We start from the raw sequence: 11,927 nt of genomic DNA, 5'->3' as shown, positions 1-11,927 counted from the left end.
CAAGGAGTGAATCATGACCCTAACCGCGCAGGTCGTATCGACGCCTGCGGCCCATCTGCCCGAAGCGCTTGCCCGTGTTTCGATGATCGGTGCCCGGGCCTACCTGCTGGAGGCCCCTGGCGCGCTGGAACTTGAAACCCAGCGGCGTATCTGGGCCCTGGCGCAGTCATTGGAACAACGCGGTGATGTGCAAGCCACCATCGCTGGTATGACCAACCTGCTGGTGGTGTTCAGCGCCATACCCTTGCAGCCGCAAGCGGTGTTTGCCGAGTTGCAGCAGTTGTGGCGCGAGGCCGACCCGTTGCATCGCAGTGGCCGGTTGATCGAGGTGCCGGTGGTCTACGGCGGCGAGCACGCGATTGACCTGCCGGCGCTGTGTGAGTTCAGCGGCCTGAGCGACGCCGAAGTGATTCGCCGCCATCACCAGGGCCAATACAGCGTGTTTGCCGTCGCCAGCGCGCCGGGCTTTGGTTATCTCGGGGGGCTGGACCCGGCCATCTACATGCCGCGCAAGAAGGTCCCGTCACTGAACATGCTCAAAGGCATGGTCACCATTGGCGGTATGCAGTCGGGCATTGCCGTGCTGGATGGCCCCAATGGCTGGAACTCGATCGGCTTTGCCCATACCCCGATGTTCGACCCCCAGGCCGCGCAACCTGCGTTGCTGGCCCCGGGTGACACCCTGCGTTTCGTGCCCGAGAGGATTGAACTGTGATCGAAGTGCTAACCACCGGCCCGCAAAATACCGTGCAGGACCTCGGGCGCTCGCTGTATCGCAATATTGGCGTGGCGATCAGCGGCGCCATGGACGGCCTGGCGTTGCGGGTCGGCAACCGCTTGCTGGGCAACCCCGACGGCCTGGCGGCGCTGGAGGTGCAGACCTTCCCTTTACGAGTGCGATTTGGCGCCGATACCGCGATCGCGCTGACCGGTGCCGATGGTCAGGCGCAACTGGATGATCAACCGCTGTTGCCGTGGTGGGCGGTAACGGTCAAGGCCGGTCAGACCCTGAGTATCAGCTACCCGCGCAGCGGCGCGCGGGTCTACCTGTGTGTGGCCGGCGGCATCGATGTGCCGGAGCTGATGGGCTCGCGCAGCACCTCGTTGCGCGGCGGCTTTGGCGGCTTCGAAGGCCGCGTGTTGCAGGCCGGTGATGTGCTGGCAACAGGCGCCACGGCGGCCTTACCGCTGCCGGCAGGTGGGCTTGGCGTGCGGCCCCCCGTGCAGGCCATGGCCGAGGTCTTTGCCAGCGACCCGGATGGCACCGTGTTGCTGCGCGCTATACCCGCCGGTGAATATGGGTTGTTCGAGCGCGACCAGCAGCGTTTCTGGCGTCAGCCCTGGAAAATCTCGGCGCAGAGCAACCGCACCGGCTACCGCCTGAGCGGCGAGCCGATCGTGCCGCACACCACCATGGAGATGCGCTCTTACGGGTTGGTGCCAGGCGTGGTGCAGGTGCCGCCGGGAGGCGAGCCGATCATCCAGCTCAGCGACGCCAACACCGCCGGCGGTTATCCGAAGATTGCCGGGGTCATCGACGCCGATCTGTGGCGACTCGGCCAGGCCGCCATCGGCAGTCGTATCCGGTTTGTCGAGGCAGGTCCCCAAGAGGCGATTGCCGCCGAGCAGGCCATCGAGGCTTATCTGGAGGATGTGCAGCGGTTGCGGGCGATTTTCTGACGCCGTGCCGGTTGTCGGCAGCGTTTGGAAAGCACAAAAAACCGCCGATACCGGCGGTTTTTTGTGCTTGCCGATCAGCGCAGGCCGGCGCAGAACTCGGCGATGCGGTCGCAGCCTTGCTCCAGCATGGCCTGGCTGGTGGCATAGGACAGCCGCACGAAGGGCGACAGGCCGTAGGCCGCGCCTTGTACCGTTGCTACGTGGTGCTCTTCCATCAGCGCCATGCAGAAGTCGGTGTCGTTGCCGATCTTGCGTCCGCCGCGGCTGGTGCGGCCAATAAATTCGGCGATGTTGGGGAACAGGTAGAACGCCCCTTCGGGCTTGTGGCAGCTCAGGCCCTGGATGTCAGCCAGGCGGCCCAGCACGTAGTCGCGACGTTGCTGGTAGACCCCGGCGCGCTCGGCCAGTAGCTCCTGTGGGCCGTTGAGCACTGCGGTGGCAGCGGCCTGGGTCAGGGTGCAGACGCCGCCGCTGTTTTGCGTGTTGACGTTACTTACGGCGCGAATCAGTTCTTGCGGGCCGCCACAGTAGCCCATCCGCCAGCCAGTCATGGCATAGGCCTTGGACACGCCGTTGACGGTCAGGGTGCGTTCATACAGGCGCGGCTCGACAGCGGCGATGGTGCAGAACTCGAAGCCGTCGTAGATCAAGTGCTCGTACATGTCGTCAGTCATGATCCACACCTCGGGGTGGTGCAGCATGACCTCGGCGATGGCGGCCATTTCGGCGCGCGAGCAGGCGGAGCCGGTGGGGTTGCTTGGGTAGTTGAGTAGCAGCCACTTGGTGCGTGGGGTGATGGCGGCGTTGAGGTCTTCAGGCTGCAGTTTGAAGTTGTTGGCCTGGCTGCACGGCACCGGCACCGGTACCCCACCGGCGAACTTGACGATGTCGGCGTAGCTGATCCACGCCGGGGTCGGGATCACCACTTCATCGCCGGGGTTGAGGGTGGCGAGCATGGCATTGAAGATCACCTGCTTGCCGCCCCCGGCGACGAGGATCTGGTTCGGCTCATAGGTCAGTTGGTTATCACGCTGGAACTTGCGCTGGATGGCCATTTTCAGCGCCGGGGTCCCTTCGATGGCCGGGTATTTGGTGTCACCGGCCAGCGCGGCAGCATGGGCGGCCGCAATGGCGTGGGGCGGGGTGGGGAAGTCTGGCTCGCCCGACGACAGGCTGATGACCTTGACGCCCTGGGCGGTGAGTTCACGGGCTTTCTGGGTCATGGCGACAGAGGCGGACACAGAGACGTTTTTCAAACGATCGGCAAAAGTGGGCATGGGCGGCTTCTTGAGGGGGTTAACGGGCAAGGCACAGCATAAGAGCGGCCTGTCGGCAGGCTCCAATAGCGCTTTGTTGTCGGGTCATAAGATTTCTGGATGGCTGTGTGCAGGTCGCCAACAGCAAACACCCCCGGCCTTGCGCCGGGGTGTCGGAGCTGGGCGGGGTTATTCCAGGGCCTGGAACTGCATGTCGGCGAGCTTCTGCACGCGCTCTTCACGGACCATGTTGTACTCGGTGGCCGGGCCGATCCATTTGCTCCAGATCTGGTCGATCTCGCCGGCCTTGTCCATGGCGTACAACGCATCGTTGACCTTGGCCAGCAGCGCCGGCTCTTCGAGCTTCATGCCCACGCCCACCGGCTCCAGGGCCATCGGCTCGGCAACGATGCCCAGGTCGACCCCGCCGGCCTTGGCCTGGCTCACCAGTTTTTTCGCCGACATGGTGTTGGTCACCACGCCCAGCACCTTGTTCTGCTGCACTGCCAGGTAGGCGGAGCCGGTGTCCTGGAAGGTCACCGGTACCGCGTCGGCCAGGCGAATCGATTGCTCCGAGGTCGAACCCTTGGTGGCGCTGATGCGCTTGCCGGCAAAGTACGAACGCGGCTTGTCAGCCAGCGGCGCCTTGACCACCAGCACTTCCTTGGCCACGTAGTAGGGGTCGGAGTACTGGATCTGCTGGGCGCGGGTCTTGGTGTAGGCCAGGTTGGCGATCACCACATCGACGCGGCCCATCTTCACCTCAGGCACCCGGGCTTCACCCGACAGCGGCTTGAGCTCCAGTTTGACGCCCAGGTGTTTGGCCAGCGCAGTGCACAGGTCGACATCCATGCCTTCCAGTGCACGGCTTTGCGGGTTGGGCGAGGCAAAGGGCGGCACGTCGGAGTACACGCCACAGCTGATCGACTGTTTGGCCTGGATATCGGCCCATTGGTCGGCGTGGGCGGTGGCGGCCAGCAGGGGGAGCAACATCAGGGCCAACGGGGCTTGTTTGATACGCATCGCAATGATCCTCGAATAAGACAATGGCCGGCAGTGGGGGTAGGGCGTGGTCGCTCTGTGGCGACTCGGGGAACTCAGTGAGCGCGCAGGTCGCTGATAAAGCGCTGCGCCCGTGGATGTTGCGGTTTGCTGAAAAACACCTCGGGGGTGGCGCGCTCCAGGATCTGGCCGGCGTCCATGAACCAGATGGTGTCGGCGACCTCGCGGGCGAAGTTCATCTCGTGGGTCACGCACATCATGGTCATGCCGTCCTTGGCCAGGCCGCGCATGACCTGCAGCACTTCACCGACCATTTCCGGGTCCAGCGCGCTGGTCGGCTCGTCGAACAGCATCACCGGCGGCTCCATGGCCAGCGCCCGGGCGATCGCCACCCGTTGCTGCTGGCCGCCGGACAACTGGCCCGGATAACTGCCGGCCTTGTGCGCCATACCGACCCGGTCGAGCAGTTGCATGGCCCGCTGTCTGGCGGCTGCACCCTTGAGGCCCTTGACCTTGGTCGGGGCGAGGATGATGTTGTCGAGCACCGACAGGTGCGGGAACAGGTTGAAGCTCTGGAACACAAAACCGATGCGGCTGCGCAGCCGGTTGAGGTTGGCGTCGGTGCCATGGATGTCGTGGCCTTCGAACAGAATCTGGCCGCTCTGGATGGCTTCCAGACGGTTGACGGTGCGGATCAGCGTCGACTTGCCCGACCCGGACGGGCCGCACACCACCACCACTTCACCCTGGCGGATTTCGGCGTTGATGGTGGTCAGCGCGCGGTACTCGCCGTACCACTTGTCGACATTGGCAAACATGATCAGTGGTTTCATGGCGGTTATCTCGAAGCTTGGGAAGAAGGCAGCGCAGTGCTGAGCGCGGCGCCGGGTGTCTGGCCACGGTCGCCCTGGCGCTTGCGTTCGATGCGTCGCTCCACATGGGTGGCCAGGCGGGTCAGGCTGTAGCACAGGCAGTAGTAGGTGACCGCCAGAATCGCGTAGACCTGGAACGGCTTGGTCAGTAATTGGTTGTTGATCTGGTTGGCGGCGAAGGTCATCTCCTGCACGTTGATCATGTAGCCCAGGGTGGTTTCCTTGATGATCGACACGAATTGGCTGATCAGGCTGGGCAAGGCGTTGTACAGCGCCTGTGGCAGGATCACCCAGCCCAGCGTGCGGAAATAGCCCATGCCCAGGGCCCGCGAAGCCTCGAACTGGCCCTTTGGCAGGCCCTCGATCCCGGCGCGCACGATCTCCGCCAGGTAGGCGCTCTGGTAGATCACCAGGGTGCACAGCATGGTGGCGAAGCCGCTGATGTTGTGGCCGATCAGCAAGGGCACCAGAAAGTAGGTCCAGAAGATCACCATGATCAGCGGGATGCCGCGCAGCACGTAAACCCACACGGTGGCCGGCGCACGCAGCCAGGCGAACGGCGAGATGCGTGCGATGGCCAGCACGATGCCCAACGGAAACGCCAGCAGCAGGGCCAGCGCCGAGAGCATCAGGGTATTGACCAGGCCGCCGATCGGGCCGTGCGGGTACTGGCCGATGAGCAGCAGTTCCCAGTGCTCGTGAACGATTTTGAATACCTCGAACATGCCGGATTACCTCGCCTTGGCCAGATCGAAACGCCGCGCGATCAGCGCGCCGATACCCATTAGCAACAGCGACACCGCCAGGTAGCCCAGGGTGGCGACCAGGAAGGATTCGAAGGTGCGGAAGGTGTAGTTCTCGACCTCGCGGGTCGCGTAGGTCAGTTCAACGACGCCGATGGCCATGGCCAGGCTGGTGTTCTTGAACAGCAGTACGGTGTGGTTGATCAGCGAGGGCAGGGCGTTGCGCACCCCTTGCGGCAGGATCACGTAGCGCATCGAGCGCAGGTAGCCCATGCCCAGTGCACGAGCCGCTTCATTCTGGCCGTCTGGAATGGCGCGCAGTCCGGCGCGCAGGTCTTCACAGAAGTACGCTGCCTGGCACAGGCCCAGCGCAATCACCGCAAAGATGAACTCGGTGCTGAAATTGGCCAGCCACAGTTGGGTTGATTCAGGCAGCAGGGTCGGCACGCCGAAGTACCAGAGCATCAGTTGCACCAGGGTCGGCACGTTGCGGTGGTACGACACGTAGCCGGCCACCAGGCGTTCGGGCAGCGCCTTGCCGGTCAGGCGGATCACTACCAGTACAAACGCCAGCGACATCGCCAGCAACCAGGCATACAGCATCAACTGCAGGGTCATGGCCGCGCCCTTGAGCAGCAGCTCGGCGTACTCGCCCGTCAGGATTGGCCCCAGGTCGAAGTCTTTCATCATAAAGGTCACCCAGTCGGGTCCGGGGCAGTAAGCGAATTCTTCACCGGTGGGGTGGCGGCTCACTCAAGGTGGCCGCTCTTGTCCGGTAATGGCGCGGGTTTCAGTGCTGCGGGCGGGTGGTTTGCAGGCCGCCTGGTACTTGCAGCGTTGGGGTGATTTCCATGTGCCCGACGTTCATCGCAACCGGTGCGGCAATGGCGAAGGCAATCGCCCCGGCAATGTCCTCGGCCACCGGTAACTCGAAGCCGTCAATGAACTTGGCGCGGGTTTCGGCGGCGTTGCCGTGCACGTGTTCGAAGATGTCGGTGGCGACCCGGCCGGGGCAGATCTCGGTGACCCGCACGCGCTTGCCGAACAGGTCGATGCGCAGGTTGCGCGACAGCATGCTCACGGCGGCCTTGGTGGCGTGGTAGGTGCTGTTGCCGCCGAAATTGTAGGCCGCCGCAATCGAGCTGATGTTGATCACATGGCCCCGGTCACGCTCGGCCATGCCCGGCACCAGCAGGCGGGTCAAGTGCAGTACGGCGCGCAGGTTGACGTCGATCAGCGCGTCAATACCCTCGGCGGTCGCATTGAGAATCGAGCCGGGCCGGTCGACACCGGCGTTGTTGACCAGAATATCGATCTGCAGGCCTTCGACAGTACGGGTTAGCGCATCCAGGTCGGCGACGTCCACGGCGTGGACGACACAGCCGGTGCGCTCGGCCAGTTCGGCCAGTTTGTCGGCACTGCGGGCCAGTGCATGCACCTTGATACCTTCGCGGCTCAGGCGCTCGACCGTGGCGGCGCCGATGCCGGAAGATGCGCCGGTGACCAGCGCAGTGGTGTAGTCGGAAAATGGCATGGCCGGTTCCTCATCGAATAATTGTCTGGGTCACTGCCAATGGGCATGCAGTGACTGTAAGGAGCTGCTGAAACGGGCGCCAAGAGGGTTTGGCTGTTGGGTGATAAGGCTTTCTTATCGTTACCGGCCTGTCACGCCATCAGGTGCGAAATCGGGGCAATCACCCCGCCGGCATGCTCGATTTCGGTGCGGATGCTGCGCGCCAGCTCAAGGGCGTTGGCGGTGTCGCCGTGCAGCAGGATCGAACAGGCCGGGACCTCAATGATTTCACCGGTGTAACAGGTGACGGTGCCTTGCTGGAGAAATTGCCGGACCCGTTCGCGCACGCGCTGCGGGTCCTTGATCACCGCGTCGGGCAGGGCGCGGGGCACCAGCAGGCCGTCCTTGTCGCAGGCGCGGTCGGCCAGAAAGGTCAGTGCAAGGCGCAGGCCATGGCGGTCGGCAGCCTGTTGCATGGCCACGCTGGTCGAGGAACTGACGATCAGCTCGCGGTCGAAGGCGGCCACTGTGCCCAGCAGGGCGTCGGCCAGGGCCGCGTCGGCGGCCACCCGGTTGCCCAGTGCGCCGTGGAAACTCATGTGGGTCATCCGGTGCCCGGCAACCCTCGCCATGCCCGCCAGGGCGGCCAATTGGTAGGTCACCCAGGTTTGCAATTCAGCAGTGTCGACCTGGATCGGCCGGCGACCGAAGCCGAGCAGGTCGGGGTAGCCGACGTGGGCTCCCAGGTCGATGCCTGCGGCCAGCGCCCGGCGCGCGGTCTTGTCCATGATCAGCGGGTCGCCGGCGTGAAAGCCGCAGGCGACATTGGCGGACGAGATGATCTCCATCAGGGCATCGTCTTCGCCCATTGTCCAGGGGCCGAAGCCTTCGCCCAGGTCTGCATTCAAGTCGATTTTCATGAAGTCACTCTCCCGCCAGGGCGAGCACCGGGGTGGCGTATTCCACCCGCTCGCCATCTTCGATCAGGTAATCGCCGGCAATGCCGGCGTGCTGTACGGTCACCGGCAGCAACAGGCTGCCGACCGCGATCACGCCGACGGTGTCGCCGACGTTCACGGTTTGTCCGGGCGTCACCAGTGGCTGCTCGCGGGCCGGATGACGGGCGTGGAAGTGCCCGCACAGGGTCGCCATGGCGGCCACTTCAGGCTTGGCTGCAGCCGCTATCGGCGCAGCGGCTGGCGCGTCGCTGATGGGCGGATTGGCGGCCAGGGCCGGTTGGCTGGCCGGGCGTACCAGACGCAACTCGAAACCGTCTTGCTTGAACTCCAGGCTGCTCAGCCCGGCCTGGCTCATCCAGCCGGCCAGTTGGCGGATTGTCTCAATGCGCATTTCAGCTCTCCGCCTGGCGTGTACTCAGCCAGCGCTCCAGGTGATGAATGTCCACGCTACCGGCGACAAAGGCGTTGTCGGTGACGATCTGCCGGTGCAGCGGCAGGTTGGTGCTGATGCCCTCGACCGCAAACTGCGCCAGGGCGGTACGCATGCGGGCCAGCGCCTGTTCGCGGGTGGCGCCGTGGGTAATGACCTTGGCGATCATCGAGTCGTAGTAGGGCGGCACCTTGTAGCCTGCGCACACATGCGAGTCGATACGCACGCCGATACCCCCCGGCAGGTCCCAGCGGGTCACCGTGCCGGGGGTCGGGATGAAGGTTTGCGGGTCTTCGGCGTTGATCCGGCATTCCAGAGCGTGCCCCTGGGTGACGATGTCGGATTGGCGCAGGCTGAGTACTTCACCCTTGGCCACGCGCAGTTGCTGTTCGACGATGTCGATGCCGGTGGTCATCTCGGTGACCGGGTGTTCGACCTGCAGGCGGGTGTTCATCTCGATGAAAAAGAACTCGCCGTCTTCATAGAGAAACTCGAAGGTGCCCACACCCTGATAGCCGATCAGGCGGCAGGCTTCAACGCAGCGCTGGCCCACCTGCGCCAGTGCCTGGGCATCGATACCCGGTGCCGGTGCCTCTTCCAGCACCTTCTGGTGACGACGTTGCAGCGAGCAGTCGCGGCTGCCCAGCCACACACCGTTACCGTGGCGGTCGCACAACACCTGGATCTCGACATGGCGCGGGTGGCCGAGAAATTTCTCCATGTACAGCTCGGGGTTGCCAAAGGCGCGGCGGGCTTCTTCGCGGGTCAGGCTGACGGCAGGCAGCAGCTCGGCGGCACTGTGCACCACACGCATGCCCCGGCCACCACCGCCGCCGGCAGCCTTGATGATCACCGGGTAGCCGATCTCCAGGGCAATCGTTTCAATGCGCTCGCGCTCCTCGGGCAGCGCCCCTTGTGGGCCGGGTACGCAGGGTACGCCGGCCTCAAGCATGGCGCGTTTGGCCGCCACCTTGTCGCCCATGCGCCGGATGCACGCGGCGTCCGGGCCGATGAAGGTCAGGCCGGCATCGCTCACGGCCTGGCTGAAGGCGGCGTTCTCCGACAAAAAGCCATAGCCCGGATGCACGGCCTGGGCACCACTGGCCAGCGCGGCATAAATAACAGCCCGACTGTCCAGATAGCTTTGTCCGGGGGCCGCAGGACCGATGCACAGCGCCTGGTCGGCATGTTGCAGATAGGCCGCGCCGGCATCGCCCTGGGAGTAGACCATCACGGTCTTCAGGCCCAGTTGATGACAGGCGCGCTGAATGCGCAGGGCGATTTCGCCCCGGTTGGCGATCAGAACGGTATCGAACATGTCGGTTACCCCGCCTTGGCGATGTGAAACAGCGGCTGGCCGCGTTCGACTTCCGTGCCGGACTGCCCCAGCACCGTTTTAACCGTGCCGGCCGCCGGCGCGCTGACCTGATGGAACATTTTCATGGCCTCGACAATGCACAGGGTCTGGCCGGCGCTGACGGTATCGCCCGGCTGAACGAACGCCGGTTCATCAGGCGAGGGCGTCAGGTGCAGCACGCCATACAGGGGCGAGCGCACCTCTTCGTGGGTGGCGGCGATGGGGGGCTGCGGCGTGGCCTCAGTGCCCGAGCAGGCGCTCGGGGCCTGGGTGGGTTGAGGGGCGGCGGTGGATGAGTGCAGCGGCGCGCTGCGGGTTTCAGCCCGGCGGCCGTGGCGCGCCAGGTGCAGGTGGCTGCCGCCTTCGCTGAGACTCAGTTCGGTCAGGTCTGACGCACCAATAAGGTCGATCAGGTCTTTGATACGGTGTTGATCCATCGTTGGGCCCTTTGGCGGCTGGCGCAAAAATGCAGGAATGACGCCACTCTATCCAGCGCGCAGCGGGCAGGGCCAAGAGGCTTTGCAGGTGGGGTGATAAGCACGACTTATGACATTCGCGGTTTTCGGGTCATAAGTGTTTCCTATCCAATCAGAAGAACTTTGTCTTAACGCTGCCGGTGCCGGCCTGAGTAGCGTGTAAATACCGCTGACAAGCCAGGACCAACCGGCCACTTACCTATTACATAACAGGCGGATATTTCCACTTTGCTGCGTTCGCGCAGCCTGCCAGTACAAACTTCTTATAATGGGGCGGGGAGTCCACGATGAAAAAATATTCGTTGGGTTTATTGGCATTATGTATTGCACAACAAAGCCAGGCAGCAGGGTTTATCGACGACAGTCACGCCACGTTGTTGGTGCGCAACTTTTTCAGCCAGGTCGATAATCGCGATGGTGCGGCCGATCCCAACTACACCCAGGAATGGGGGCAGGGCTTCGTGCTCAACTACAGCTCCGGTTTTACCGAAGGGCCGATCGGTTTTGGTCTTGATGCGGTGGGCATGCTCGGCATTCGTCTGGACTCGGGCAAGGGCCGTCATTACAACCCCACCAGCAGTGCCAGCAACGGCAATATTTTCCCCACCGACAGCGACGGCCGGGCGGTGGACGACTTCGCCAGCCTGGGCCCGACGCTCAAGGCGCGCATCGGCAAGACCGAGTTCCGCTACGGTACGTTGCAGCCCCGCCTGCCGATTCTGATCGCCAGTGATCGCCTGGTGTTTCAGACCTTCAATGGCTTTCAGGTGGAGTCGAAAGACATCGACAAACTGACCCTCACAGCAGGGCGCATCGACCATGTCAAGGAACGTGGTTCGACCGACTGGGAAGGGCTGTCGATCGCCGGCTCCAACGCCACCGTCGACCCGGTCAATCCCGGTATCAACACTGCCCGCAGCACCCATGTAAACCAGTTTCTGTATGCCGGTGGTACTTATAAAGCGACACCGGATCTGAGCCTGCAGTATTACCTCGCGCAACTGGAAGATTTTTATAATCAGCACTTTCTCGGTGCCGTTTATACCGTGCCGCTGGGGCCGGGTCGTTTGACCACCGATATTCGTCATTACAATAACAGCTCGTCCGGCGCCAATGGCAATGACCCGGATTACTACAGCAGCGGTTATTACGGTAATGGTCGCACTCGTGGTGAAGTTGACAGCCGCTTGAGCAGTATCTTGTTCACCTACGCACTGGGCGGTCATCTGTTTGGTGCCGGTTATCAGCAGGTCAACGGTGACAGCGATGCGGTGTGGGTCAACGAAGGGGCCGGCACCACCAGTAACTTCATCACCGAAACCATGTCGGGCAAGTTCCAGCGGGCCGGCGAGCGTTCCTGGCAAGTGCGCTATGCCTATGACTTCTCCGGGTTGGGCGTGCCGGGGCTGACGTTCCGTACGACCTACTACAATGGCGATCACATCAAGACCGCCACCGGCGACAGGCAGGAATGGGCCCGCGACGCAACCCTGGGCTACGTGGTACAGAGCGGCCCGGCCAAGGGGCTGAACACCCAACTGCGTTATGGCGTGTTTCGCACCGACATGCAGCGTGACACCGATGAGTATCGGGTGATCATCGATTATCCGGTCAACCTGTTCTGACCCATACCGCTTGC

At 63.5% G+C, this 11,927-nt stretch carries 13 protein-coding genes; 3 read left to right on the top strand and 10 right to left on the bottom strand.

Features of this window, described 5'->3' with window-relative positions:
- The first annotated feature begins 13 nt into the window (after positions 1-13).
- Positions 14-715 carry a 5-oxoprolinase subunit PxpB gene (gene pxpB / locus NJC40_RS22895; RefSeq protein ID WP_253142562.1) on the top strand — a complete coding sequence of 234 codons (702 nt, stop codon included), beginning with the start codon at positions 14-16 and terminating at the stop codon, positions 713-715.
- Positions 712-1,680: a 5-oxoprolinase subunit C family protein gene (locus NJC40_RS22890; RefSeq protein WP_253142561.1), complete on the top strand. Its 969-nt coding sequence runs from the start codon at positions 712-714 to the stop codon at positions 1,678-1,680. Before pxpB ends, NJC40_RS22890 begins: the two co-directional genes overlap by 4 nt.
- Positions 1,681-1,754: 74 nt before the next feature.
- Here the strand turns inward: NJC40_RS22890 and NJC40_RS22885 are convergent, their stop codons facing one another.
- From NJC40_RS22885 to accB, 10 genes are all read right to left on the bottom strand, one after another.
- Entirely contained in the window at positions 1,755-2,957 is a 1,203-nt protein-coding gene (locus NJC40_RS22885; RefSeq protein WP_253142560.1) for a pyridoxal phosphate-dependent aminotransferase, read from the bottom strand.
- Between the two features lie 168 nt (positions 2,958-3,125).
- Positions 3,126-3,959 carry a transporter substrate-binding domain-containing protein gene (locus NJC40_RS22880; protein ID WP_045492198.1) on the bottom strand — a complete coding sequence of 278 codons (834 nt, stop codon included), beginning with the start codon at positions 3,957-3,959 and terminating at the stop codon, positions 3,126-3,128.
- 74 nt (positions 3,960-4,033) lie between these two features.
- Positions 4,034-4,762 carry an amino acid ABC transporter ATP-binding protein gene (locus NJC40_RS22875; RefSeq protein ID WP_045494904.1) on the bottom strand — a complete coding sequence of 243 codons (729 nt, stop codon included), beginning with the start codon at positions 4,760-4,762 and terminating at the stop codon, positions 4,034-4,036.
- Between the two features lie 14 nt (positions 4,763-4,776).
- The gene (locus tag NJC40_RS22870; RefSeq protein WP_045492196.1) at positions 4,777-5,535 is read right to left on the bottom strand and encodes an amino acid ABC transporter permease; all 759 of its coding nucleotides are present in this window, start codon (positions 5,533-5,535) and stop codon (positions 4,777-4,779) included.
- Between the two features lie 6 nt (positions 5,536-5,541).
- Positions 5,542-6,243 (bottom strand): amino acid ABC transporter permease, encoded by a 702-nt coding sequence (locus NJC40_RS22865; protein WP_045494901.1) that lies wholly within the window; start codon positions 6,241-6,243, stop codon positions 5,542-5,544.
- Positions 6,244-6,343: 100 nt separating this feature from the next.
- Entirely contained in the window at positions 6,344-7,087 is a 744-nt protein-coding gene (locus NJC40_RS22860) for an SDR family oxidoreductase (RefSeq protein ID WP_253142559.1), read from the bottom strand.
- Between the two features lie 131 nt (positions 7,088-7,218).
- On the bottom strand, positions 7,219-7,986 hold the full coding sequence (locus NJC40_RS22855) for a LamB/YcsF family protein (RefSeq protein WP_253116687.1): 768 nt from the start codon (positions 7,984-7,986) through the stop codon (positions 7,219-7,221).
- Positions 7,987-7,990: 4 nt separating this feature from the next.
- On the bottom strand, positions 7,991-8,416 hold the full coding sequence (locus NJC40_RS22850; RefSeq protein ID WP_253142558.1) for an acetyl-CoA carboxylase biotin carboxyl carrier protein: 426 nt from the start codon (positions 8,414-8,416) through the stop codon (positions 7,991-7,993).
- Between the two features lies 1 nt (position 8,417).
- Positions 8,418-9,773 carry an acetyl-CoA carboxylase biotin carboxylase subunit gene (gene accC, locus NJC40_RS22845; RefSeq protein WP_253142557.1) on the bottom strand — a complete coding sequence of 452 codons (1,356 nt, stop codon included), beginning with the start codon at positions 9,771-9,773 and terminating at the stop codon, positions 8,418-8,420.
- 5 nt (positions 9,774-9,778) lie between these two features.
- A complete protein-coding gene (accB, locus tag NJC40_RS22840; protein ID WP_045492189.1) occupies positions 9,779-10,249 on the bottom strand; it encodes an acetyl-CoA carboxylase biotin carboxyl carrier protein in 471 nt (156 codons plus the stop codon).
- Positions 10,250-10,575: 326 nt separating this feature from the next.
- On the opposite strand from accB, the gene NJC40_RS22835 reads away from it, so the two are divergent.
- A complete protein-coding gene (locus NJC40_RS22835) occupies positions 10,576-11,913 on the top strand; it encodes an OprD family porin (RefSeq protein WP_253142556.1) in 1,338 nt (445 codons plus the stop codon).
- Positions 11,914-11,927: the final 14 nt, after the last annotated feature.

Source organism: Pseudomonas sp. 21LCFQ02 (assembly GCF_024129895.2).
GTDB lineage: Bacteria > Pseudomonadota > Gammaproteobacteria > Pseudomonadales > Pseudomonadaceae > Aquipseudomonas.
This window is presented reverse-complemented; position numbering and strand designations above follow the sequence as displayed.